21 protein-coding genes are annotated in these 23,803 nt (G+C 61.2%); 14 read left to right on the top strand and 7 right to left on the bottom strand.

Going from position 1 to position 23,803, the window contains the following annotated elements:
* Positions 1 to 13: 13 nt before the first annotated feature.
* Positions 14 to 1,030: an ABC transporter substrate-binding protein gene (locus tag GH983_RS17395; protein WP_153763074.1), complete on the bottom strand. Its 1,017-nt coding sequence runs from the start codon at positions 1,028 to 1,030 to the stop codon at positions 14 to 16.
* 178 nt (positions 1,031 to 1,208) lie between these two features.
* Between GH983_RS17395 and GH983_RS17390 the strand changes: the two genes are divergently transcribed.
* Positions 1,209 to 2,162, top strand: a complete 954-nt coding sequence (locus tag GH983_RS17390) for a LysR family transcriptional regulator (RefSeq protein WP_069043034.1) — start codon at positions 1,209 to 1,211, stop codon at positions 2,160 to 2,162.
* A gap of 15 nt (positions 2,163 to 2,177) precedes the next feature.
* Here the strand turns inward: GH983_RS17390 and GH983_RS17385 are convergent, their stop codons facing one another.
* Complete coding sequence (locus GH983_RS17385) at positions 2,178 to 2,978, bottom strand: creatininase family protein (RefSeq protein WP_153763073.1); 801 nt, start codon at positions 2,976 to 2,978, stop codon at positions 2,178 to 2,180.
* A gap of 238 nt (positions 2,979 to 3,216) precedes the next feature.
* Here GH983_RS17385 and GH983_RS17380 point away from each other — a divergent pair, with 238 nt between their 5' ends.
* From GH983_RS17380 to GH983_RS24145, 10 genes are all read left to right on the top strand, one after another.
* Complete coding sequence (locus GH983_RS17380) at positions 3,217 to 3,579, top strand: DUF393 domain-containing protein (protein ID WP_153763072.1); 363 nt, start codon at positions 3,217 to 3,219, stop codon at positions 3,577 to 3,579.
* A gap of 307 nt (positions 3,580 to 3,886) precedes the next feature.
* Positions 3,887 to 4,147 carry a DUF4212 domain-containing protein gene (locus GH983_RS17375; protein WP_054148556.1) on the top strand — a complete coding sequence of 87 codons (261 nt, stop codon included), beginning with the start codon at positions 3,887 to 3,889 and terminating at the stop codon, positions 4,145 to 4,147.
* A 12-nt stretch (positions 4,148 to 4,159) separates the two neighbouring features.
* Complete coding sequence (locus GH983_RS17370; protein ID WP_054148557.1) at positions 4,160 to 5,926, top strand: sodium:solute symporter family protein; 1,767 nt, start codon at positions 4,160 to 4,162, stop codon at positions 5,924 to 5,926.
* 87 nt (positions 5,927 to 6,013) lie between these two features.
* Entirely contained in the window at positions 6,014 to 7,840 is a 1,827-nt protein-coding gene (locus tag GH983_RS17365; protein WP_153763071.1) for a DUF294 nucleotidyltransferase-like domain-containing protein, read from the top strand.
* A gap of 11 nt (positions 7,841 to 7,851) precedes the next feature.
* Entirely contained in the window at positions 7,852 to 8,373 is a 522-nt protein-coding gene (locus GH983_RS17360) for a hypothetical protein (protein ID WP_153763070.1), read from the top strand.
* A gap of 7 nt (positions 8,374 to 8,380) precedes the next feature.
* The gene (locus GH983_RS17355; protein WP_153763069.1) at positions 8,381 to 10,453 is read left to right on the top strand and encodes an exonuclease domain-containing protein; all 2,073 of its coding nucleotides are present in this window, start codon (positions 8,381 to 8,383) and stop codon (positions 10,451 to 10,453) included.
* Positions 10,454 to 10,698: 245 nt separating this feature from the next.
* Positions 10,699 to 11,643: a tripartite tricarboxylate transporter substrate binding protein gene (locus GH983_RS17350; protein ID WP_054148561.1), complete on the top strand. Its 945-nt coding sequence runs from the start codon at positions 10,699 to 10,701 to the stop codon at positions 11,641 to 11,643.
* Complete coding sequence (locus GH983_RS17345; RefSeq protein ID WP_054148562.1) at positions 11,640 to 12,134, top strand: tripartite tricarboxylate transporter TctB family protein; 495 nt, start codon at positions 11,640 to 11,642, stop codon at positions 12,132 to 12,134. The genes GH983_RS17350 and GH983_RS17345 overlap by 4 nt, the downstream gene beginning before the upstream one ends.
* Before the next feature lie 10 nt (positions 12,135 to 12,144).
* A complete protein-coding gene (locus tag GH983_RS17340; RefSeq protein ID WP_054148563.1) occupies positions 12,145 to 13,662 on the top strand; it encodes a tripartite tricarboxylate transporter permease in 1,518 nt (505 codons plus the stop codon).
* Positions 13,663 to 13,803: 141 nt separating this feature from the next.
* Complete coding sequence (locus tag GH983_RS24145) at positions 13,804 to 13,968, top strand: hypothetical protein (protein ID WP_166601365.1); 165 nt, start codon at positions 13,804 to 13,806, stop codon at positions 13,966 to 13,968.
* A 117-nt stretch (positions 13,969 to 14,085) separates the two neighbouring features.
* Here GH983_RS24145 and GH983_RS17335 read toward each other — a convergent pair whose 3' ends face one another.
* Positions 14,086 to 15,903: a sensor histidine kinase gene (locus GH983_RS17335; RefSeq protein WP_153763068.1), complete on the bottom strand. Its 1,818-nt coding sequence runs from the start codon at positions 15,901 to 15,903 to the stop codon at positions 14,086 to 14,088.
* Between the two features lie 263 nt (positions 15,904 to 16,166).
* Between GH983_RS17335 and GH983_RS17330 the strand changes: the two genes are divergently transcribed.
* A complete protein-coding gene (locus GH983_RS17330) occupies positions 16,167 to 17,294 on the top strand; it encodes a PAS domain-containing protein (protein WP_153763067.1) in 1,128 nt (375 codons plus the stop codon).
* Positions 17,291 to 17,719 (top strand): response regulator, encoded by a 429-nt coding sequence (locus GH983_RS17325; RefSeq protein ID WP_153763066.1) that lies wholly within the window; start codon positions 17,291 to 17,293, stop codon positions 17,717 to 17,719. Before GH983_RS17330 ends, GH983_RS17325 begins: the two co-directional genes overlap by 4 nt.
* Here the strand turns inward: GH983_RS17325 and GH983_RS17320 are convergent.
* The 4 genes from GH983_RS17320 to denD all read right to left on the bottom strand — a co-directional run bounded on the left by GH983_RS17320 (position 17,698) and on the right by denD (position 22,161).
* Positions 17,698 to 18,375, bottom strand: coding sequence for a BA14K family protein (locus GH983_RS17320; RefSeq protein WP_194842743.1), 678 nt, complete (start codon positions 18,373 to 18,375; stop codon positions 17,698 to 17,700). The genes GH983_RS17325 and GH983_RS17320 overlap by 22 nt on opposite strands.
* Before the next feature lie 126 nt (positions 18,376 to 18,501).
* Positions 18,502 to 20,286 carry an IlvD/Edd family dehydratase gene (locus tag GH983_RS17315; RefSeq protein WP_153763064.1) on the bottom strand — a complete coding sequence of 595 codons (1,785 nt, stop codon included), beginning with the start codon at positions 20,284 to 20,286 and terminating at the stop codon, positions 18,502 to 18,504.
* A complete protein-coding gene (locus GH983_RS17310; RefSeq protein ID WP_246727582.1) occupies positions 20,273 to 21,133 on the bottom strand; it encodes an NAD(P)-dependent oxidoreductase in 861 nt (286 codons plus the stop codon). Before GH983_RS17310 ends, GH983_RS17315 begins: the two co-directional genes overlap by 14 nt.
* A gap of 44 nt (positions 21,134 to 21,177) precedes the next feature.
* Complete coding sequence (gene denD, locus GH983_RS17305) at positions 21,178 to 22,161, bottom strand: D-erythronate dehydrogenase (protein ID WP_153763062.1); 984 nt, start codon at positions 22,159 to 22,161, stop codon at positions 21,178 to 21,180.
* 163 nt (positions 22,162 to 22,324) lie between these two features.
* Between denD and GH983_RS17300 the strand changes: the two genes are divergently transcribed.
* Positions 22,325 to 23,782, top strand: a complete 1,458-nt coding sequence (locus GH983_RS17300) for an FAD-binding oxidoreductase (protein ID WP_371418366.1) — start codon at positions 22,325 to 22,327, stop codon at positions 23,780 to 23,782.
* The last annotated feature ends 21 nt before the right edge of the window (positions 23,783 to 23,803 follow it).

The raw sequence follows: 23,803 nt of genomic DNA, 5'->3' as shown, positions 1-23,803 counted from the left end.
GGGGAGGTGGAGACTACTTCTTCAGCCCCATGCCCACGCCCTTGCAGACGAACTGGGTGGTGTAGGCCTTCTTATAGTCGAGGTCTGCCGGCTGGACGCCGATCTGGACCATGGCGTCGAAGAAGGCCTTGTACTTCTCGTCGGTCATGCAGCCGATGCCCTTTTCCAGCGCTTCGGCGGATTCGACGATGCCATATTCCTTCATCTTGGCGATCGAATACTCGATCTGACCATCCGTCATTTCCGGATTGTCCTTCTTGATGAGGTCGTTGGCGGCCTTGTTGTCGCCGTAGAGGTAGTTGTACCAGCCTTCAGCCGAGGCATCGACGAAGCGCTGGACGAGATCGGGCTTGCTTTCGACCATGGTCGTCGTGGTCGTGATCATCGTCGAATAGGGATTGTAGCCGTTGTCGGCGAGAAGGAAGACCTTCGGTGCCCAGCCGGCCTGCTTCTCGATCTCATAGGGTTCCGACGTCAGGTAACCCTGCTGCGCGGACTTCGGGTCGGCGATGAAGGGGGCGGGGTTGAAGGTATAGGGCTTGTACTTCTCGTCGGTGAAGCCCTCGAAGTTCTTCTTCATCCACTCATAATAGGTGACGTAGCCGTCCTTGCCCATGAAGATGCTATCGAGCTTGGCGAGGTCGGCAAACTTCTCGATGCCCTGATCGGGATGGGCGAGCAGGACCTGTGGGTCCTTCTGGAAGATGGCTGCGACGTCGATGAGCGGGATGCCTTCCTTGACGGCATCCATTTCGCCGAGCGGGCTGCCCATGTAGAAATCAACCTTGCCGGCGATCAGCAGTGCGCGGTTCGCAGCCTGCGGGCCGCCCTGGATCACGGTGACCTTCAGGCCGTATTTTTCATAGGTGCCGTCGGCCACGGCCTGGTAGAAGCCGCCATGTTCGGCCTGGGCCAGCCAGTTGGTGCCGTAGGTGACCTCGTCCAGAGCGAAGGCCGTCGTGGTCGAGGCCAGCGCGGCGCTGAGGCCGAAAAGGGCGAGAAGGCTTGTCTTGGTGAGCGTGTCGCGCATTGATCGTTCCCCTGTTCGTTGCAGGACCCGTTTTCGGGCTCCCTTTTCAGTCATTTGATCGGTCCGATTGCGTCTTGAAAAGCATCAAATTTCGCCCGCATCGATGCTTTTTTTGCACTGCTCACGAGATTGATGCATAGTGATGCGGCATGACTAATTTTTACGCAGCGGAGGCCTCGTGCTGCACTCCAGAAAGCTCATCTACATCAACGAAATCGTCCGTTGTGGCTCTATCCGGAAGGCGGCCCAGCGCCTCAATGTCGCATCATCTGCGGTCAACCGCCAGATCCTGGCGCTGGAGGAAGAACTCGGGGCGCCACTCTTCGAGCGTTTGCCGAAAGGGCTCAGGCTGACGGCCGCTGGTGAGCTCTGTGTCGAGCACATCCGCGATGTGCTGAAGAACTACGAGCGGCTTGAGGGTCGGATCCGCGGCTTGAAGACGCCGCATGCCGGCAAGGTGTCGCTTGTCACGACGGTCGGGCTTGCCTCCGGGCCGCTGCCGGAAATCCTTGCCGGTTTCGTCGCCGAGCATCCCCGCATCCAGATCAAGCTGCGCAATGATGGGGGCTCAACGACGATCAATCCCGTGCTGACCGGCGAGGTCGATCTCGGTCTCGGCTTCAACATCCCGGCGACCCCCGGTATCCGCACGCTTGCGAATGTCGATGTGCCCGTGGGCGTCGTGTTGCCGCCCGGGCATCGGCTGGCGCGGGAGGAGGGGCCGATAGACCTCGTCGAGGTGGTTCAGGAGCCCTTGATCCTGGCGCAGTCAGGCACCAGCCTGCGCAACATCATCGATCTGGCGCTCGCTCCGCTGCCGCTGCTCGTCGAGCCTGTTGTGGAGACCAATTCCTCGGAATTGATGAAGCAGCTGGTCAAGGCCGGTACGGGGCTCACCATGCTCAACCCGCTCGATGCCGTCGCCGAATGCCGACGCGGCGAGCTGATCTTCCGGCCCTTGACCGAGGCGCATGTCCGTCATCAGCCGATGAAGCTTTTTGCCCGTGCAAGGGCGCCGCTCGACTCCGCGACCAGCCTTTTCGTCGAATATCTGATGCAGGAGCTTTTGGCGCTTGTTCAGGATCTCAAGGCGCGGGGACATATTCCTGAGACCATTCGCGGTCAGAGCTGAGGGGTGAGTGTCCGGTCAGCTGGGCGTGTAGAGGTTCGAGAGCGGATAAGCCACGACGTCGCGCAAGAGTTCGATGAAGCCCGCGACCTGATGGCGGCAGATCGCGGCACCCTTTTCGGCAGTGCCCTTCGAGGCGTCGCCGACCACGCCGTGCGGGTTCAGGTCATGGGCGATCCAGGCGAGCGAATGCGGCGGCAGGGGTGTCAGATAATTCGAGCTGGCGCGCATCTCCTCGGCTTTCGAGATAAAGTTCTGGGCCTTGTCCATTCGGACGAGCTCGGGGCGAAAGTGCAGCATCAGCGATGTCTCGACTTCACCGCCATGGATGCCGTAGCGGCTCTCATGCTCGGAGATCATGCCCTCCGGGTTTCCGAAGCGGCCCCATTGGGTCGAGACGACGACCATCTGGTGTCGGACCCGCAGTTCGCGGCCGACAATGCTCATGATGTCGACATTGCCGCCATGGGAATTGACGATGACGAGCTTGCGAATGCCGGCTTCTGCCACCTTCGCGCCGATGGCCGTCCAGGCCGGGATCAGGATCTCCGGGCCGAAGGACAGGCTGCCGGGCCCGTACACATGCTCGTTGGCCTTGCCGATTTCCTGGGTGGGAAGAACGAGGAAGTCGAGATCATCGGGGCGCTGGGTCTGCAATTCCGCCAGCATGCCGTTTGCGATGGCCACGTCGGTGGCAATGGGCAGGTGGGGTCCGTGCTGCTCGGTCGAGGCGATCGGCAGGATGGCGATCGTCGTATCCGGCGAAAGCCCTGCAAAATCCGTCGTCGTCAGTTCGTTCCAGAAAAATGGTCTGGTCATTGCCGTCTGCCTCTGCGTCTCTGTTCACCTCGTTCGATAAGGCAAAATCGTGGGGTCAGAAAAGCATCATATTCCGCTCGCGCCGATGCCAAATTGCGCTCGCGCGGCTTGCCGCTTTCAAGTTCCGGGTCAAAGGCGACCGGCGACAGCAGTGAGGCAGCGGCGCGACGCCGCATTGCCGGAAGGCAGCTTTGACCCCAGTTATGGAAGACGAAAACTCTCCCCGTGAAAGGCGACCATGTCCGCGCAGGTGACCGTCTGGTTCGACAGCAGTTGTCCTCTCTGCCAGCGAGAGATCGCCTTGATGCGCCGTCTCGACAGTCGCGGTGCGATCAACTTCATCGATGCGTTCGACCCTCAAGGCAGTTGTCCGATCGATCGAGCCGAGCTTCTGGCCCGGTTCCATGCAGAAGAAGGGGGAAAACTCCTGTCGGGTGCAGCGGCTTTCGCGGCGATGTGGCGGGCCATTCCCGTGTTGCGACCGCTCGGTCTCCTGGCCGGATGGAAGCCGCTGACGCCCGTCTTCGAAGCCGCCTATCGGGGTTTTCTGCGCATCCGCCCGCGCCTGCAGCGTCTGGTCCGTTCCTCCTCAACTTCATGATTCCGTTGCGGTAAGTTGTTCCTTGAGGCTGTCTCTTCGTGAGGTTTGCCAGCCTTGTCTGGGCGAATGACGCAAAGGCTCTGGATCGCCGATCTATTCATGTGTTTCCGTCTCAATTCTTGCTGCAATGCAGCAAGCGCTCCGGCAATACAGTGACTCCTGCGACTAACGGAGAATGTACGATCTCCGGGGGATTCGTTACTCCTAAACAATTGTCTATTCCGCCTTGGGACAAGGATTGGCGGAATCGACGTGGAGGCAAGGGGCGTCCCGGGGGACGTCTCATCGAGGAAAGGGAGGAGTACTCGTGACGGATAAATCTTCGTCTAACGCTTACTGGTCAGCGAACGTTCGCATCATCTACATCTGCCTGGCGATCTGGGCCATCGTATCCTACGGATTCGGTATCCTGCTCCGCCCGGCTCTGTCCGGCATCGCCGTCGGTGGAACCGATCTCGGCTTCTGGTTCGCCCAGCAAGGCTCGATCATCGTCTTCATCGCGCTGATTTTCGGCTACTCGGCGTACATGAACAAGATCGACCGCGAATTCGGCGTCGACGAGCAGTAAGGCGGACCAACAATGGATCAGTATACACTTAATCTGCTGATCGTAGGCGCGTCCTTTGCGCTCTACATCGGCATTGCCATCTGGGCTCGCGCCGGGACCACGGCCGAGTTTTACGCTGCAAACCGCGGCGTCAACCCGGTCATGAACGGCATGGCCACTGCAGCCGACTGGATGTCGGCGGCTTCCTTTATCTCGATGGCTGGCCTGATCGCCACTGTCGGCTACGGCAACTCCACCTTCCTTATGGGCTGGACCGGCGGTTACGTTCTGCTCGCGCTCCTGCTTGCTCCCTACCTGCGTAAGTTCGGCAAATACACCGTTCCGCAGTTCATCGGTGACCGCTTCTACAGCCAGGGCGCGCGCCTTACGGCTGTCGTCTGCCTGATCATCATCTCGGTGACCTACGTTATCGGTCAGATGACCGGTGCCGGCGTCGCCTTCTCGCGCTTCCTGGAAGTCAACGTCTCGACCGGTCTGTGGATCGCGTCTGCCGTTGTTTTCTGCTACGCCGTTCTCGGCGGGATGAAGGGCATCACCTATACGCAGGTCGCCCAGTACATCGTTCTGATCATCGCCTATACCATTCCGGCGATCTTCATTTCGCTGCAGCTGACCGGCAACCCGATCCCGTGGTTCGGCCTCTTTGGCACGCATACGGAATCGGCACTGCCGCTCTTGCAGAAGCTTGACCAGGTCGTCACCGACCTCGGCTTCAACGCCTACACTGCTCAGGGCTCCATGCTGAACATGACCCTGTTCACGCTGTCGTTGATGATCGGCACCGCCGGTCTGCCGCACGTCATCATCCGCTTCTTCACCGTTCCGAAGGTCTCGGATGCCCGTTGGTCTGCCGGTTGGGCGCTCGTCTTCATCGCCCTTCTCTATCTGACGGCTCCGGCTGTTGGCGCCATGGCACGCCTGAACATCATCGACACGATCTTCCCCGGCGGCACGCAGCAGGAGGCTGTCCTTTACGACGAGCGTCCGGACTGGATGCGCAACTGGGAAGTCACGGGTCTTCTGAAGTTTGAAGATAAGAATGGCGACGGCCGTATCCAGTACTACAACGACAAGTCCGAAGGCTTTGCCGCCACGGCTGCCGAGCGTGGCTGGACGGGCAACGAGCTGACGATCAACAACGACATCCTCGTTCTCGCCAATCCGGAAATCGCACAGCTGCCGGGCTGGGTTATCGCTCTCATCGCTGCCGGCGGTCTTGCAGCCGCTCTGTCGACTGCGGCCGGTCTGCTTCTCGCCATCTCGTCTGCGATCAGCCACGACCTGATCAAGGACTTCCTGAAGCCTGATATCTCCGAAAAGGGCGAGCTTCTGGCTGCCCGTATCGCGATGGCTGGTGCAATTCTGGTCGCAACGCTTCTGGGTCTCAACCCACCGGGCTTCGCGGCACAAACGGTTGCTCTCGCCTTCGGTCTGGCGGCTGCAACGATCTTCCCGGCTCTGATGATGGGCATCTTCTCGAAGCGCATCAACTCGGTCGGCGCCACGCTCGGCATGATCGTCGGCCTCGTGGTCACCTGCTTGTACCTGTTCACCTATCTGGGCTGGTTCTTCATTGCAGGCACCAACATGATGGAGAACGTTCCGGCCAACTACATCTTCGGCATCCCGCCGACGGCGTTCGGCCCGATCGGTGCACTGCTCAACTTCGCCACGGCCTATATCGTGTCGATGATGACCCAGGCTCCGCCGAAGCATGTACAGGATCTCGTCGAATCCATCCGCGTTCCGCGCGGTGCGGGTCAGGCGACTGGTCACTGATACCGATCAACCGGGAGGGGCGAGCATATCGCCCCTCCTGTCCCTCAAACAGCCAGGGCACGGTCGTGCCGCATGAGGGCAAATCCGATGATCCAGGCACAATCCGACGTGCTGGCATTCCTCGAGACGGTCCATCCTTACGACAGTCTCCCGAGAGACGAGATCGAACGGGTCTCGACCCGCTTCCAAGAGTTTTCCTTTTCGGCCGGTGCCGAAATCTATCACCGCGGCTCTCCGCTGCCCGGCATATTCCTCATCATGGACGGGGCCGTGGAAATCATGGATGCCACCAATACGGTGGTCTCCGAGCTCGCGCCTCGCAACTCCTTCGGCGAACGCGGCCTGTTGGCCGACGGCTTTGCGGCAACGACGGCAACGGCCCGCGGCGACTGCGCGCTGCTGATGCTGCCGACGGACGAGTTCCGCCGCCTGATGCAGGAACAGCCGGTATTCGCCCGCTTCTTCACGCGCGGCCGGTTTGCCGATAGCCGGCGCGGCGACATGGCCATCCAGAAGGTCAGCGAGTTGATGTCGCGACCCCCTATCGTCTGTGCGCCGACCGATACGGTGCGCTCGGCTGCCGCCCTCATGCGGGAGCGGCATGTCTCGAGCCTCGGCGTCGTCGATGGCGGGCGCTTTCTCGGTATCCTCACCACCCGAGACCTTGCGGGGCGCGTGCTTGCGGAGGGGCTCGACCCTGACGCGACCCCGGTATCTGCGGTGATGACTGCCGACCCGGTCGGATTGCCCGGAGAGGCGTTGGGCTCCGACATCCTGCATCTGATGCTCGAGCGGCGTGTCGGCCATCTTCCCGTCGTCGAGGGTGAGCGGCTGGTGGGAATGATCACACAGACCGATCTCATTCGCTTCCATGCGATAAGCTCGGCGCAGCTGATCCGGGACATCGCGACGGCTGAAACGCCGGAGGCGATGCGTGCGATCACGACACGCATCCCGCAGCTGCTCGTTCAGCTCGTCGGCAGCAACAACGCCCATGAGGTGGTGACTCGGCTGATTACCGATATCGCCGATAGCGTCACTCGCCGGCTGATCATGCTGGCGGAGCGGGAGCTTGGACCGCCTCCTGTTCCCTATGTCTGGCTTGCCTGCGGCAGTCAGGGGCGGCAGGAGCAGAGTGGCGTCAGCGACCAGGATAATTGCATCTTCATCGAAGACGGCGTCGAACCGGAGGAAATGCCCTGGTTCCAGCAACTGGCCGCCAAAGTCAGCCGTGGTCTCGACATCTGCGGATACTTCTATTGTCCGGGCGACATGATGGCGACCAATCCGCGTTGGTGCCAGCCGGTTTCGGTCTGGCGAAACTATTTCCGCGACTGGATCTACAAGCCCGATCCGACCGCGCAGATGCTGGCCAGTGTGATGTTCGATCTGAGGCCGATCTGCGGTGCGTCGTCACTCTTTCAGGATCTTCAGGCGGAAACTCTCGAAGAGGCGAGCCGCAACTCGATCTTCACCGCCCACATGATCAGCAACTCGTTGAAGCACGCGCCGCCGCTTGGACTTCTCAGGGGCTTTGCCACGATCCGCAGCGGCGAGCACCGCAACCAGATCGACATGAAGCACAATGGTGTGGTTCCAGTTGTCGATCTCGGACGCGTCTATTCGCTGATCGGCAAACTTGCCCCGGTGAATACGCGAGCGCGGCTGCTTGCGGCGGAAGAAGCGGGTATCATCTCCGGTGCCGGAGCCCGGGATCTCGTTGCAGCCTACGATCTCATCGCGGACATGCGCCTGCGCAACCAGGTTCGGCAGGTGCGCGACGGTCGCAAGCCGGATAACTTTCTGGCACCCTACGATTTCGGTGATTTCGAGCGCTCGCATCTTCGCGATGCCTTCGTCGTCGTCAGAACCATGCAATCGGCGCTCGCCAATGGCGGACGGGCGCCCGTCTGAAGGAATGAAGAATGCTGTTTGAGTTGATCGCCGCGGTGGTGACCGGTGTTGCTCTGGCCGGTGTGGCGATGCTGCTGCGCTGGATAAGCCGGGGTTTGCTGCCTAAGTGGATCGTCCCGGCCATGGCTGGCCTCGGCATGTTGAGCTATTCGATCTGGAGCGAGTACAGCTGGTTCGATCGTATGAACATCGCCTTGCCCGGTCTCGCGGTCTCCTGGAAAAACGAGCAGACGGCGTTCTGGCGCCCCTGGTCCTATATCGAGCCTGTGACCACGCGTTTCACAGCCGTTGATCTGAAGTCTGCCAAGCGGAATCCGAACCAGCCGGGTCTGGTCATGATTGACATTCTGCTGTTGGCCCGTTGGCAGCCGGTTACGCCGGTCAGAGTGGTTTTTGACTGCCAGAATGCGCGGCGCGCCGATCTGGTCGATGGGAATGTCAGCATTGCGGATGATGGGAGTCTCATGGGGGCAGAGTGGATCAAGCTGGAACCTGACGATGCGGCCTTGAAAATTGCATGTTCGGCCGGATGAGGGGATCATGGTGACCAGGATCAGCCTGCGCGGACGTATCCTGCTCTTCTTCGTGGGGCTGGCTGTCGGTGCTGTTGCGGCTTTGGCCGTCGGTCTGTGGTTCGGCTACCACCGCGAAGGCAGCCCGGACATGCTGAACGCCTTCGTGCAGAGTGCTATCGCTGCCGGCTTTCTGATCCTCGCTCTGATCACCTGGGTCTGGTTCCTCTTCGACACCCATCTCGCCCGTCCCATCGACAAGGTGGCATCGGCCATGCGTGCCCGGGCGCATGCCGATGTGGGCAATGACTTTCAGGCAGAGGAAGCGCGCTATCTTGGCGATCTTGCCGATGCCGCCTCCGCAACCGCAGCGACCCTTGCGCAGACGCGGGGCGCCCTGGCGGAACAGGTGCAGCGGGAGACCACGCGTCTGTCGTCCGACAAGAACAAGCTCGAACAGCTGCTCGCCGACGTGCCGCCTGCCGTTCTTCTCTGTACGGGCCGACATCATCTCGTCTTCTACAACGGGGTGGCGCAGCAGATGCTGACGGGCTCGCAGCGCCCGGTCTGTCTTGATCGCAATATCTTTGACTATCTGAGCGACGGGCCGATCCGTGACGCGCATCACCGGCTTCTGGAAAGCTCGGATCCGGACACGGTGGTCGAGTTCATCTGTCTCAGCCCCTGCGGTCGGCGCAGGCTCGCCGGGCGCATGAGGCTTGCCAGCGACAACGGCGGCGATCAGGCGGCCTATGTCATGACCCTTCGCGATGTGACGACGGAGGTTGCGGCCTATGCCCGGCGTGACGCTCTTCTCGGTGACGTGTTCCTGCAGGTCAGGCCCATCGTCTCTGACCTGCGCCATGCACTTGTCTCGCATGGGCCCGGCACAGGAGGCGATGCCCCTGTTTCGGTGCAGCTTCAGGCGCTGGATGCGACGCTCGCGGATCTCGAAGCCCGCTTTGAACGCTGTCGATCCGATGGTTGGCCAATGGCGCCGACGGATGTGAGGGAGCTCGCCGGCCAACTCCGCCGTGACCTTGAGGGGCAGAAGCTCACGCTCGACGCCGAGGTCGCCGAAATTGCCGTCCGCTGCAATGCCTTCGATATCGTCAGTCTCCTGGGACACCTCGTTTCCCGGGTCAGCAAGGCGACTGCTGCTGCCCATTTTCATCTTGCGGTTAGCGAGGCCCAGGGGGCTGCCGATCTTACCTTGTCCTGGAAGGGCGGCGCCGTGTCGCCCGAAAGCGTGGATGAATGGCTGGGAGAGCCGGTCTTCGACGGTGGGGTGACCTGTGAGACGATACTCAGGACCCACGGCATCGTTCTGGTCGTTGGGGCCGATGATGACGCGCCGTCGATCTCGACCCGGCTGCGGCCGATCGAGCGGCTGCGACCGGTCGGGGCGGACGTGTCGCGGCATGTCGTCTACGATTTCGATCTGCTCTCGCGCCTGCACTACGAGAAACTGTCCGACGCGCGGCTCGATAGCCTGACCTATGTGGTCTTCGATACGGAAACAACGGGGTTGCTGCCGGAACAGGGCGATGAAATCGTCCAGATCGCGGCCGTCCGCATCGTCAATGGAAAGCGCGTCAAGAACGAGGTTTTCGACCTGCTCGTCAATCCGGGGCGGCCGATACCGCCGTCCGCATCCGCAATCCATGGTGTGACCGAGGCGATGGTCGCAGATGCCGTCAATGTGCAGGAGGCCGTGCGCCAGTTTCACCGCTTCGCCGAAGGTGCTGTGCTCGTGGCACACAATGCGCCATTCGACATGGAGTTCCTCACGCGGCGGGAGAAGGAAGTCGGGCTGCGCTTCACGAACCCGATCCTGGATACGGTGCTGGTGTCAGCCACCGCCTTCGGCCGCGCCGAAACACATACGCTCGATGCTCTCGCCGACAGACTGGGCGTGCACATCGATGAAGAAGACCGACACACTGCGCTGGGCGATGCGATTGCGACCGCCGACGTCTTCATCAAGCTGAAGGACATGCTGGCCGGCCGCGGCCTGGTGCGGTTTGGAGAGGTCCTGACAGAGTTGCGCACTCATCAGAGGCTCGTTCGCGATCTCAATGATCAGGCACGCGTGTCCTGAGCGTAAGTCAGCCCTGACGCTATCCCCGCCAACGACCGCTTTCAGTCAAGGTCCGTGGCGATGACAGGTGGGTGACAGGTTTCGCTGCTAGGTCTATGGTTACATCTTCCCGTGGAGGCGGGACAGGTGGGACTGGGAGGAGCAGGTCACGGCCTGAAGCGGCGTCGTCCGCATGCTGCGCATCTGCGCTCTCCCCACAGATCATTCGTAAGCGGCAATGACCGCATTGATGGTGGAGGACTATCTTGAAACACTTTTTCCTGGCTTCGTTCCTTGCAGGCGCTCTCGCCCTTCCGGCTGCGGCTGCGGACTATACGATCATGGCTCCTGCAGCGCCTGGCGGCGGCTGGGACCAGACGGCCCGCTCGCTGCAGCAGGTCATGCAGGCTGAAGGCATTTCCGGCAATGTTCAGGTCGTGAACGTTCCCGGCGCCGGCGGCACCATCGGTCTCGCCCAGTTCGCCAGCCAGCAGAAGGGCAATGCAAACGCCCTGATCGTCGGTGGTTACGTCATGGTCGGTGCGATCCTGACCAACCAGTCGCCGGTTACTCTGGCGGACGTTACCCCGATTGCGCGCCTGACCGGCGAGTATGAGGCCATCGTCGTTCCCGCCAATTCCGAGATCCAGAACATCGGCCAGCTCGTCGAAAAGCTGAAGGCCGATCCCGGCGCCGTATCCTGGGCTGGCGGTTCGGCTGGCGGCGTTGACCACATTGGTGCCGGCCTGATCGCCAAGGCTGCCGGCGTGGACCCGACCAAGATCAACTACATCGCCTATTCCGGCGGTGGTGAAGCGCTTGCTGCCATCCTCGGTGGTCAGGTCACCGTTGGCATCTCCAGCTACGGCGAGTTCCAGGCACAGGTCGCTGCAGGCACGCTTCGTCTGCTGGCCGTCTCCAGCGCCGAGCGCATCGAAGGTGCGGACGCTCCGACACTGAAGGAAAGCGGCCTTGATGTGGTTCTGCAGAACTGGCGCATGGTTGCTGCCGCTCCGGGCCTGACCGACGAGCAGAAGGCGGCCGTCTCGGCAGACGTCGAAAAGCTCGCAAAGTCGGCCGGCTGGCAGGAAACGCTGAAGACCAAGAACTGGCAGGACACCTACCTTGCTGGCGCTGCCTTCGAAGAGCAGCTCGCCAAGGACATCGCTGCCACCGAGACCATTCTCAAAGACATCGGTCTGGTGAAATGAGCACGGAAGATCGTTCTTCCGGACATCGTACGCGTCGCCCAGATTGGGCGGCGCTGGCCATTGCCGCGGTGCTTGTCGCCGTGGCGGGCCTTATCTTCTACGATGTCGCCCGTCTGCAAGGCGGAAACATCTATTCCGGGATTGGTCCAGCGACGGTGCCAAAGGGCATTGCCATCGGTCTGATCGGCCTTGGCATCTGGACTGTGTTCGCTGCCATACGCCGTGATTTTCCCGAGCGCGAGCACCAGGAGCTACCGCCTGTGCTTTTCATCGTGGCCGGGCTCGCAGCGCAGATGCTGCTCCTGAAAACGCTGGGCTTCTCGCTTGCAACAGGTGTGCTGTTCGCTCTTACCGCGGCCGGCTTCGGCAAAAAGCAGTTCTGGATCTCGCTGCCCGCAGGCATAGCTCTCTCGTTCGTCGTGTGGATCCTCTTCGCGCGCTTCCTGCAACTGTCCTTGCCGGCGGGTCCACTCGAACGGCTGTTCTTCTGAGGGGAACCCCGTGAATACGTTTGATTTCCTTCTCCAGGGGCTGGCGATCGCCGCTCAGCCGATCAACCTGTTCTACGCGCTCATCGGTGTTACGCTTGGCACGCTCGTCGGCGTCCTGCCGGGCATCGGTCCTGCGCTCACCGTCGCGCTCCTGCTGCCGGTGACCTACCAGCTCGATCCGGCCGGATCGCTGATCATGTTCGCCGGCATCTATTACGGCGGCATGTATGGCGGCTCGACGACGTCGATCCTGCTCAACACGCCAGGCGAGAGCGCATCAATCGTGACAGCGCTCGAAGGCAACAAGATGGCCCGCGCGGGCCGCGGCGGGCCGGCCCTTGCCACGGCCGCGATCGGCTCCTTCGTTGCCGGCCTTCTGGCAACCATAGCACTTGCTTTCATTGCGCCCTATGTCGTGAAATTCGCCCTGTCCTTCGGTCCGCGGGAATACTTCGCACTGATGATGCTCGCCTTCGTCACCGTCTCGGCAGCATTCGGGGATTCGACTTTGCGTGGTCTCACCGCGCTCTTTGTCGGCCTCGCCTTCTCGATCGTCGGTATCGATCAGCTGACTGGCCAGACGCGACTGAGTTTCGGCGTGCCGGATCTGCTCGACGGCCTCGAGGTCACCACGCTTGCGGTTGCGATGTTCGCCATCGGCGAGACGCTCTACGTGGCCGCGCAAGGTGCGCGGGCGCCTGAGAAGGTCGAGGCGGTGCGTGGTTCGCTCTGGATGAACAAGTCCGATTGGAGCCGCTCCTGGAAGCCCTGGCTTCGCGGTACGGCGATCGGTTTCCCGATTGGCGCCATGCCTGCCGGTGGTGCTGACGTGTCGAGTTTTCTCTCCTATTCGACGGAGAAGCAGTTCTCCAAGCATCCGGAAGAGTTCGGCAAAGGTGCGATCGAGGGCGTCGCCGGGCCAGAAGCGGCCAACAATGCCTCGGCTGCCGGAACACTGGTTCCGCTGTTGACGCTCGGCCTGCCGACCACGGCTACTGCTGCGATCATGCTTGCAGGTTTCCAGCAGTTTGGCCTGCAGCCGGGCCCGCTGTTGTTTGCGACCAATCCGCAGCTCGTCTGGGGTCTGATCGCCTCGCTGTTGATCGCCAACTTCATGCTGCTTGTGTTGAACCTGCCGCTGATTGGCCTCTGGGTGCGGCTCCTGACCATTCCAAAGCCCTGGCTCTATTCCGGCATTCTCGTATTTGCCACGCTTGGCACGATTGGCGCCAATCCGTCGGTGTTCGAACTCGGTCTGCTTTTGACCTTCGGTGTGCTCGGCTATGTCATGCGTGTCTTCGGTTATCCGATCGCGCCTGTGATCGTCGGTCTGATCCTGGGTCCGATGGCCGAGCAGCAGCTGCGCCGGGCCTTGTCGATCAGCCAGGGCGATCCGACCGTGCTGGTCACGTCTCCGATCGCAGCGATCCTGCTGGCGCTCGCCGCCATTGCGCTGGTTGTCCCGATGATCCTTCGGGCGCGGGGTAGGGGCCAGGTGCTGGCACAGGTTGCCGCCAGCGAAGACTGATGCCTCAATTGCCATGTGCCGATGCAGGATCCGATTAACTCGGCCTGCATCGGTTGCATGGCTGTCGTGACTTTCCGTCCATTGTAATCTGGCCTTCGGAGTATCATCTTCTGCTTGCAAACGAAGAAAGCGAGCAAAGAAATGTCTAGCCTCCGCAAGTCCATCCAGCAGGGTTTCCTCGGTCGTGCCATCGCCGTTCTCGGTGCAGCAAGCTCCGCAGCGGCTGCTGTCGAAGGGCATCGTCGTCCGAAGGATCACCACCTGAAGACACTCGGCATCAACCCTGCCGATTTCCCGCGCTACTGATTGGCCGCGAGACAAAGGGTGCCGATAAGGCGCTCGGGTGAGGGCGAATAGCCCAGATGCATGTTTCTGAGCGCCCCATCGTGGGCGCTCTTTTTGTTTGAACGATCTCGAAGCGCGCTATCTGCCGAGCCGTTCCCCTGCTGCAGTGAGGGCAATGTTCACGCCAGCCGGCAGCCACTCAAAATCGATGCTTCCGCCGAGTTGATGGATAGCACTGGTTCGTGCCAGCTTGCTGCCGAAGCCTTCCTGGCTGGGAGCCTTGATCTCGGGCAGAGCGACATTCTCCTGCCATTCCAGATGCAGCGCATCCTTGTCCATCCGCCATCGCACATCCAGTCGTCCCTCCGCGTCGCGGAAGGGGCCATACTTTGCCGCATTGGTCGCTAGCTCGTGAAAGATCAGGGCAAAGCTCGTTGACGCATGTGGCCCGAGGAGTATTTCCGGACCTTTCAGGGTGACTTGTCTGTCGCGATCCGCCAGGTGCGGGGACAGGATTTCTTCCAGAAGTGTATGGAATGCAACGGTTTCCGCAACTGATGATCCGGCAATGATGGCCGGCTGGATCAGGTGATGCGCCTTCGCCAGGGCCTGCAGGCGACCGTGCAGTGATTTTGCCATCTCGCCGACCGACGGCGATGAGCGCGCGGTCATGTTGATCATGCCTGCAGTTATAGCGAAGAGGTTCTTGACGCGATGGTTGAGCTCCCGCAGCAGAAGCTGACGTGCTTCTTCGGCCACCTTGAGATCGTGAATATCCGTGCAGGTGCCATACCAGCGGCTGATCTCGCCGTTCTTGTCGCGCACACATTGAGCGCGCCCGATGACCCAGCGATAGACACCGCTGCGATGCCGAAGACGGTACTCCACGTGATAGGGTTCACCTGTCTCGAGGCTATGGAGCCACTTCGCGCGGGTTTCTGTCCGGTCATCGGGGTGAAAGACATTCTCCCATTCCGAGCCGTCGGTGAAGCCCTCGCTGACGCCTGTGTATTCGTACCAACGCTGGTTGAAGTAGTCGTGGTAACCGTCCGGTCGTGTCGACCAGATCATCTGGTCGATCGAGTTCACGATGGCTTCGAAACGCTGTTCACTGTCCCGGAGAGCGGCCATGGCCGTTGCTGCTTCGGTGACATCAGACGCTTGGACGAAGATGCCAACTGACTGGCCAGTGGCATCAATGACAGGCTGATAGACAAAGTCGAGATAGCGGGCCTGTCTTTCGCCCTCAGGCGATACCAACTCGATCGGGACGGACTTGCCCTGATAGGGCTTTTGCGTCGTGTACACCGTATCGAGCAAGCTGATGAAGCCTTGATCCTGGACTTCCGGCAGTGCATCCGCGACCGGGCGGCCGACAAGATCTGAACGCTGAACCAGCGCTTCGTATGCAGGGTTTACCAGCTTGAAGATATGCGAAGGCCCTTCCAAGATGGCGATCGCAGCCGGTGCCTGAGCAAAGAGGCGACCTAGCCGGACAATCTCTTCTTGCGCCTGCCGACGTGCCAACACTGCAGCCGTCGTTTCGTTGCCCTGGTTGAAGATGCCGCAGATCGCTCCGAATTCGTCACGGATCGGGGTGAAGCTGTAATTCCAATAAGTCTCGGTCTGCACACCGTTGCGCATGATGGGCAGGAGCTGGTCATAAGTCGAAAGCCCGATCCCCGTCGCCATGACGGAATCGAACTGCGGTCCGACAACCTCCCAGATGTCCGACCATACTTCGGCAGCCGGTCGGCCCAAAGCCCAGGGATGGCGGTCTGCCGGAATGGGTGCCCAGCTATCGTTATAGAGGAGCCGCATTTCCGGGCCCCAATAGATGGCACTCGGAAAGCTGGAGTTCAGACAGATGGAAAGCGCCGAGCGCAGGGCGGCGGGCCACTCCTGGATGGGGCCGAGACTGTCCGCCCAGTCATGGTTCAGGATGAGTTCGGCCATCTGGCCGCCATTCCTGAGAAAGCCGGGTGTCAAGTTCTGTTGCTCGTCGTTGGACATATATCCGCCTGCCTTGAGCTTTCCGTTACGGCTTATGCCATGTCAGATAAGACAAACACGTTTCAGTGTCTATTGCCGCTTATCGCCCGGTCTGGGCAGTCTTCGCATTTCAAAATCGCCAGTCGCCAAAATATTTTTGAGCGCGTACGGAACTTTTTTATGGGGCCGTTGTTGTCGATGGTGGCCTGTTCCAGGACTGGGTATGAATGTCTGATCAAAACTCCTCGCGCCGCGACGCACAAGACGCCGGCGACCGCCTTCTTGCGTCCCATCCATCCGAGGATCCGTTCGCGGCAGCCTTCAAGGCTACCCGAATGCCGATGCTGATCACGGATCCGCGCCAGTCCGACAACCCGATCATTTTCTGCAATCAGGCGTTTTCGAACCTCACTGGCTACAGCACCGATGAGCTCATCGGGCGTAACTGCCGTCTGCTGCAGGGACCGGAAACGGACAGCGGTGCGATTGCCCGTCTGCGCGAGGCCATTGCGGCAGAGCGCGACCTTGCGATCGACATCCTCAACTATCGCAAGGACGGCAGCCAGTTCTGGAATGCGCTTTTCGTCAGCCCCGTCAGGGATGCTGACGGTGAGGTTGTGTATTTCTTTGCATCGCAGCTCGATTTCACGACGATCAAGAGCAAAGAGCTCGACCTGGCAGAGGCGCGGCAATCGGCCGAACGTGAGGTCGCACGGCGGACGCATGACCTGTCCGAAGCGCTGAAGGCCCAGACCCTGCTGGTGCATGAGGTCGACCACCGTGTGAAGAACAACCTCTTGACCATTGCCTCGATCGTCAAGCTGCAGGCGCGAATGTCCGAAGACGACCTCGTGAAACGAACCTTGTTTTCGGTGCTCAATCGCGTCGAGGCGCTGAGCACCGTGCAGCGAAAGCTGTTCACGAGCAGCGACCTCGGGCGTTTTGATGTTTCGGACTTTGCCAAGGATCTGATTGAGGATCTGGTGGGCGCCTTGAAGCGCGACGACATCCGCGTGACGACCGACCTGTCGCCTGTGCTCGTTCCAGCGGTGAAAGCTTCGCCGCTCGCTCTCATCATCAACGAACTGGTGCTGGATGCCGTACGCCGGGGACTGAGCGATGGGGGTGGCGATATCCATCTGCAGGTGCGCCGGACCAACGGGCATTTCGTGATCCGGGTTACGGACACGACGAAGCCGGTCTCCGTCAATCCGGGGGAAGAGGCTTTTGGCAGACTCATGTTGGAGACATGTGCCAAACAGCTGGATGCCAAGATCGGACGGGAGGTCGAAGGCTACCGGACCGACGTCCAGGTCACAATGCTCGTCGAAGACGCAAAGGAAACAGACACTTGAAGATCATGATCGTCGAGGATGAGGCGCTTCTTGCCCTGGAACTGGAGCTTGAGGTGGAGGCCGCCGGCCATGTCGTCGTGGGCACTGCTGCGTCGCGCAATGCCGCATTCGACATCATCGAAGCCAGTACGCCGGAATTCGCCTTCGTCGATGTTCACCTAAGCGATGGTCCCTCGGGAATCGAGATTGGTCGTCGACTGGCTGAGCGCGAGGTCCCGTTCGTGTTCGTCACGGGGAATGTCAAACGGATACCGGAAGATTTCGTCGGCGCCATCGGGGCAATCGAGAAGCCTTACACGATGAACGGCCTTCAGAATGCCCTGACCTATATCAGTGAGCAGGTGGCCGGCGGTCAGGTGGCTAACCCGCCGCCGGGCTTGATCCTCGCCAAGGGTCAGGCGGTTCAGAACGACGCCATCAGCTGACAGGGCTGGCGCGGACCGCCGCCATAAGGCTGGTAGGTGTTGTCGCTCGGACGATAGGAGCGATAGCGTTCCATGCAGGCCATGACGTGGCCTTCGTCTTCCATGCCAGCACCAGAATTGCTCCCGTCGGCACTGACGGTCATGACCCTTGCGTTGCCTTCTTCCAGCTCCGCCATGACCTCGACCTGATAGGGTGAATCACAAGCGCGAATGTCGCCGCTGAAGCTGCGATAGGCATTGCGGACGGGATCGTAGGAACGATAGCGCGCTTCACACCAGGAGAAATGCTCCGGAGGCAGCGTGTCGGCGCCGAAACCGGACGTCGCTTCGTCGATCGCTGCAGTGACAAGAGTGTCGATGTCACCAGCCTCGGAACCCTGTTCTGCGGTCGCGGTCTGCACGCTCTGATCCGATGCCCCCACGTCGGGTTCGACCATCACCACATGGCTTGCATAGCGCGGCGGCAGACGCTCCAGGTTCTGTGCGGACCTGTCGATACGGACGGGGTCCATCGTCCAGAGGTCCCTGATATCAAGGCCGGTGAAGTTGTGGGGGGCTTCTTCCGGTGCGAGCGCCGCTGACGTGAGGACGACGCCACCAATCACCATCCCGGCGGCGAGCGCTGACGCTGACAGCAGTTTTATCAAGGGTTTCATCGGGATCTCCATTCATCGTCTGTGACAGAAGAATGAAGTTCCCGTCGGAGGGTTCCCGATGAAACGTGTCTTGCCCTTGATTATTCGACTGTTTCTCCGAAAGGAGGTTAACAATCGAAATGCTTCTCAATGGTTGTGACGCGGAGGCGTCTTGGAAATCTGGCGGAATTCCTCTGCGTTTTTGATCGTCGCGCCATCGGCCAACTGGGTGACTGTCTGACGATAGAGCCGCTGCCAGGGTGTCGCGTCTTTCGGCACGGGCGGAATGCCCTCGGCCTTGCGCCTTTCGATTTCCTCGTCGCCCACCAGCATGTCGCAACGCCCCTCATTCAGGTCGATGCGGATGGTATCGCCGGTCCTGACCCAGGCCAGACCGCCGCCGGCTGCACTTTCAGGCGATGCATTGAGGATCGAGGGGCTGTCGGCCGTGCCGGACTGGCGGCCGTCGCCGATCGTCGGAAGGCTGAGGATGCCCCGCTTGATGAGGTGATCCGGCGGCTGCATGTTGACCACTTCGGCCGAACCCGGCCAGCCAAGCGGGCCTGCGCCGCGAATAACGAGAACGCAGTCTTCGTCAATGTCGAGGGCCGGGTCGTTGATGCGCTTGTGGTAGTCCTCCGAGCCGTCGAAGACGATCGCGCGGCCCTCGAAGATGCCTTCGCGGCCCTTTTCCTGCAGGTAGCGTTGGCGGAAACCCTCGGAGATGACGCTCGTCTTCATGATCGCAAAGTCGAAGAGGTTGCCCTTCAGCACGACGAAGCCCGCACGTTCACGCATCGGCTCAAGGTAGGGCTTGATCACCTCCCGATCCGTCGCCTCCCTGCCTTGCAGGTTCTCGGCCATGGTGCGGCCGGTTACCGTGCGACAGGTTGCGTCGATCTTTCCGGCCTGCATTAGCTCCCACATGATCGCCGGTACACCGCCGGCGCGGTGGAACCGCTCGCCGAGATAGGCGCCGGCCGGCTGAACGTTGGCGAGCAACGGAATGTCGTAGCCGTGAACCTGCCAGTCCTCGGGCAGGAGTTCGACGCCAGCATGTTTGGCCATGGCCATCAGATGCGGCTGAGCGTTGGTCGATCCGCCGATGGCAGAGTTGACCCTGATGGCATTGAGAAAGGCTTCACGGGTGAGAATGTCCGAGGGGCGTACATCCTCCAGAACGAGTTCTACCGCCCGCTTGCCGGTGCGATACGCCATCTGGCCGCGTTCGCGGTAAGCGGCGGGAATGGCGGCGCAGCCGGTGAGCGACATGCCGAGTGCCTCGGCAATCGCGTTCATGGTCGAAGCGGTGCCCATGGTGTTGCAATGGCCGGGAGAGGGGGCCGAATCGAGGGCGCGTTCGAGGAATTCCTCGCGGCTGATCTCACCGGCCGCATATTTGCGACGCGAGCGCCAGATTACCGTGCCGGAACCCACCAGTTCGCCATCATGCCAGCCGTCAAGCATCGGGCCGCCGGAGAGCACGATCGCCGGGATGTCTACCGTCGATGCAGCCATTAGGGCAGAGGGCGTGGTCTTGTCGCAGCCGGTGGTCAGCACGACGCCGTCGAAGGGATAGCCGTAGAGCAACTCGACCAGGCCCAGATAGGCAAGGTTGCGGTCAAGGGCGGCCGTCGGTCGCTTGCAGTTCTCGAACAGCGGATGCGACGGGAATTCGATCGGAATGCCGCCAGCGTCGCGGATGCCGTCGCGTACGCGTTTGGCAAGATCCAGGTGATGACGGTTGCAGGGATTGATGTCGGAGCCCGATTGGGCGATCCCGATGATCGGCTTGCCGGAGCGCAGCTCCTCCGGCGTCGTGCCATAGTTCATGAAGCGCTCCAGATAGAGGGCGGTCATGTCGAGGTGATCGGGATTGTCGAACCAGTCTTGGGAACGGAGGCGGCGTTTCGGTGTTTCAGACTCGGTCATAGGCGGCACCTTTGCGGTGGTTGATTTTTTCCAGGTGAAGCAGAAGGGCACTGTGGTCGAGTTCGCCATTACCGTCTGCAACGAAGGCTTCGAAGGCCTGGCGAACCTCCGATGTCAGTGGGAGCTCAAGGCCAAAGGTCTCGGCCATGGCGGCGACGGCATTCAGATCCTTCAACTGCAGGCGCGAGGGGCCACCCGGCTCGAAGCGCCGCTCGACCATGCGCTGGCCGTGCAATTCCAGTATGCGGCTTTCGGCGAAGCCGCCGCGGATTGCTTCGCGGAACTTCTCCCGCGACGCGCCGCCGGCTTCAACGAGCATCATGGCTTCTGCAATGGCGCCGATGGTGATCGCGACGATCTGCTGGTTGGCGAGCTTGCAGATCTGGCCAGCACCTGATGGGCCGACATGCGTGACCCGGCCCAGCGGGGCGAAGATTTCCGCAAGGCCCTCGATGATCTCGGCATCGCCGCCCGCCATGATCGCCAGCGTGCCGGCTTCCGCCCCGACGACGCCACCTGATACGGGTGCATCGACATGGGCGACGCCGCGATCAGCGAGGCGTTTTGCGTGATCTTTTGCAATGGGCGGTGCGATCGATGATGTGTCGATGACGACCGTGCCCTTTTCCAGCGCTTCGGCCGTACCCTTGGTGAAAAGCACGTCCTCGACTACGGAGCCATCCGACAGCATGGTGAAGACCACGTGGGCGCCGGCGACGGCGTCTGCCGGGCTCTCTGCAAGCCTGGCACCGGCTGCGGCCAGAGGCTCTGCCTTGCCGCTATCGCGGTTCCACACCGTGACGAGGAAACCTGCCTCAAGCAGGCGCCTGGCCATGGGCGCGCCCATCAGCCCGGTCCCTAGAAAGGCGATCTGCCTGTTTTCAGTTCCCGTCAAAGCTTGCCTCCCAGTTCATCCTCGATATGCACCCGAATGATTTCATCGAAAGAGTTTTCGGCGGTGAAGCCGAGTGCGCGGGCGCGGGTTGCTTCGAAGCCCGGCGCCCAGCCGGCGCAGATGCGCATGATCATCTCGTCGGGCTCGTGGCGGATGAGATTGACCGCTTTCTCCCCTGCCACGCGGCGCAGCGCTTCGATCTGCTCGCCAACGGTTGCGCTGAGGCCCGGCATCGACAGGTTGCGGCGTGGGCCGACCGTTTCCAGGTCGATGTTTGCGCCGTGGATGAGGAAGCCGACCGCAGATCTGGGCGAGGCGTGCCAGTGGCGGACATCCTCGCCCACCGGCAAGACGGCCTCCTGGCCGACCAGCGGCTCGCGCAGGATGTTGGAGAAGAAGCCCGAGGCTGCCTTGTTCGGCTTGCCGGGGCGAATGCAGATCGTCGGCAGGCGGATGCCGATTCCGTCGAAATACCCCTTTCGGGAATAGTCGGAGAGCAGCAGTTCGCAAATCGCCTTCTGCGTGCCGTAGCTGGTGAGCGGCGTGGTGTGGAACTCGTCCGGGATCGGGTAAGGCAACGGCGCACCGACGACCGCGATCGATGAGGTGAATACCACTCGGGGGCAATAGCCGTCAGCCATGTGCGCAAGCCGGATTGCCTCGAACAGGTAGCGGGTGCCGTCGAGGTTGATCTTGTAACCCTTTTCGAAGTCGAGTTCCGCTTCCCCTGAGACGATCGCAGCGAGATGGAAGATGACATCGGGGCGCGATGCGATCAGGCGCTCGGCAGATGCGGGCTCAGACAGATCAACGGTCTCGATCGTCACCCTGCCGTCGAAGCCTGCGGGAGCATCTGCAGCCACGAGATCGGCGAGCGTCATCGCCTTGATCTGCCGTCCCTGCAGCTCTCCATCGCGTGTGAGCCGTTGCGCCAGCTTGCGTCCGACCATGCCGGCCGCGCCAATCACCAGAATATGCATGTGACAAAGTCCTCCCATGTCATTCTTCGACCCTGCGTGCATCTGCACAAGGGCCTTCTTCAAAAACTATTTGTAAGGTTGTCTGATAACCTTATATCATTCTCGTGGAAACCGAATTCTTTGTCCATCTCCAGATGGGCCGACGGGGAGACTGATGATGGCCATGGAAAGCGCAATTGAGGGCAAGGATTTGTGGAGCATGGCGGGCAACCCGATTCCTAGCCTCATCGAAGTGCTCGGACCTGACATGGTCGTCGTCGGCGCCGAAGTCGAGCGCTACTGCCGGGATTGGCATGGGGATGTCACGACCGGCGCTGTGGCGGTTGTCCGTCCGCGAACGACTGAGGAGGTCTCGCTTGTCGTTCGAACCATCCGCTCTCTGGGGTTAGCGATCGTGCCGCAAGGCGGCAATACGGGGCTGGTTCTCGGGGGCATTCCCGATGCACCGGCGAGCCAGGTTGTCGTCAGTCTCGAGCGCATGACGGCGATCCGCCGCATCGACGCGGATGATTTCTCCGCCGTCGTTGAAGCGGGCGTCATCCTGCAGGACTTCAAGGACAAGGTGGAGGATGCAGGGCTCTACTTCCCGCTTGCGCTCGGTGCGCAGGGTACCTGCCGGATCGGCGGCAATGTGTCGACCAATGCAGGCGGCATCAACGTGTTGCGTTACGGCATGACGCGCGAACTCGTGCTTGGTCTCGAAGTGGTGCTGCCGGATGGCTCGATTTTCGAAGGTTTGTCCACGCTGCGCAAAGACAATCGCGGGATCGATCTGAAACAGTTGTTCATCGGGGCGGAGGGCACGCTTGGTATCGTCACCGCCGCTGCCTTCAAGCTTGCTCCGCCGGCTGAGAAGGTTGCGACGGCTTTGCTGGGGCTCGGAGCCTTGTCAGACGCGATCACGCTCTATCGGCGTGCACGACGCGACTGCTGCGACCTCATGTCGGCCTTCGAGTTCATGCCGCCGATCGCCTTCACCCTCGCGCAAGAAGCAATTCCTGATCTCGCCATGCCGATGAGCGCCGATTATCCGGCCTATGTGCTGCTTGAGATCTCGGGTTCCGGCCTTGTGGATATCGAAGACCTGATGCACCGCTTTCTTGAAGGCGTGCTGGAGGACGGCCTGGTGCTGGACGGCGTCGTCGCAACGTCGCGGAGCCAGGCCCGCTCTCTCTGGCTCTTCCGCGAGGGGATGAACGAGGGGCAGGCCAAGAGGGGCCCGCATCTGCGAACGGATGTGTCCGTGCCCCTGTCGCGACTTCCGGAGTTCGTTGAGCAGGCTGAAGCGGCCATCGCAGCGCGCTTGCCGGATTGCACCTGCGTTTCCTACGGTCATGTCGGTGACGGCAATGTCCATCTCAACGTGTTGCCGCCCTCGGGTCTTTCCCGCGACGAGGTGGCCGAGAGGATCTACACGGCGAAAAGTGTCGTGAATGATGTTCTGGATGGTTTCCAAGGTTCGATCAGCGCCGAGCATGGCATCGGCCGTCTGAAGAAATCGGACTTTCTCTTGCGTGTGCCAGCCACGCAGTTGCACCTTCTGACTGCTATCAAGCGTGCCATCGATCCCTCTGGGGTCATGAACCCCGGTTGCCAATTGAATTCGAGTGCGGATTCGTGAAATACCGGAGCAGGTGGCAAG

The sequence above is a fragment of the Agrobacterium sp. MA01 genome (genome assembly GCF_009650195.1).
Lineage (GTDB): Bacteria > Pseudomonadota > Alphaproteobacteria > Rhizobiales > Rhizobiaceae > Allorhizobium.
The sequence above is the reverse complement of the archived record's forward strand: the minus strand, read 5'-3'. Positions and strand labels throughout refer to the sequence as shown.

Excerpts from the sequence above, each read along its gene's own strand:
- GH983_RS17395 (WP_153763074.1), bottom strand. The coding sequence starts at position 1,030 with ATGCGCGACACGCTCACCAAGACAAGCCTTCTCGCCCTTTTCGGCCTC.
- GH983_RS17385 (WP_153763073.1), bottom strand. The coding sequence starts at position 2,978 with ATGACCAGACCATTTTTCTGGAACGAACTGACGACGACGGATTTTGCA.
- GH983_RS17380 (WP_153763072.1), top strand. The coding sequence starts at position 3,217 with ATGTCCGCGCAGGTGACCGTCTGGTTCGACAGCAGTTGTCCTCTCTGC.
- GH983_RS17370 (WP_054148557.1), top strand. The coding sequence starts at position 4,160 with ATGGATCAGTATACACTTAATCTGCTGATCGTAGGCGCGTCCTTTGCG.
- GH983_RS17365 (WP_153763071.1), top strand. The coding sequence starts at position 6,014 with ATGATCCAGGCACAATCCGACGTGCTGGCATTCCTCGAGACGGTCCAT.
- GH983_RS17360 (WP_153763070.1), top strand. The coding sequence starts at position 7,852 with ATGCTGTTTGAGTTGATCGCCGCGGTGGTGACCGGTGTTGCTCTGGCC.
- GH983_RS17355 (WP_153763069.1), top strand. The coding sequence starts at position 8,381 with ATGGTGACCAGGATCAGCCTGCGCGGACGTATCCTGCTCTTCTTCGTG.
- GH983_RS17345 (WP_054148562.1), top strand. The coding sequence starts at position 11,640 with ATGAGCACGGAAGATCGTTCTTCCGGACATCGTACGCGTCGCCCAGAT.
- GH983_RS24145 (WP_166601365.1), top strand. The coding sequence starts at position 13,804 with ATGTCTAGCCTCCGCAAGTCCATCCAGCAGGGTTTCCTCGGTCGTGCC.
- GH983_RS17335 (WP_153763068.1), bottom strand. The coding sequence starts at position 15,903 with ATGGCCGAACTCATCCTGAACCATGACTGGGCGGACAGTCTCGGCCCC.
- GH983_RS17330 (WP_153763067.1), top strand. The coding sequence starts at position 16,167 with ATGTCTGATCAAAACTCCTCGCGCCGCGACGCACAAGACGCCGGCGAC.
- GH983_RS17320 (WP_194842743.1), bottom strand. The coding sequence starts at position 18,375 with ATGAAACCCTTGATAAAACTGCTGTCAGCGTCAGCGCTCGCCGCCGGG.
- GH983_RS17315 (WP_153763064.1), bottom strand. The coding sequence starts at position 20,286 with ATGACCGAGTCTGAAACACCGAAACGCCGCCTCCGTTCCCAAGACTGG.
- GH983_RS17310 (WP_246727582.1), bottom strand. The coding sequence starts at position 21,133 with ATGGGCGCGCCCATGGCCAGGCGCCTGCTTGAGGCAGGTTTCCTCGTC.
- denD (WP_153763062.1), bottom strand. The coding sequence starts at position 22,161 with ATGCATATTCTGGTGATTGGCGCGGCCGGCATGGTCGGACGCAAGCTG.
- GH983_RS17300 (WP_371418366.1), top strand. The coding sequence starts at position 22,325 with ATGGAAAGCGCAATTGAGGGCAAGGATTTGTGGAGCATGGCGGGCAAC.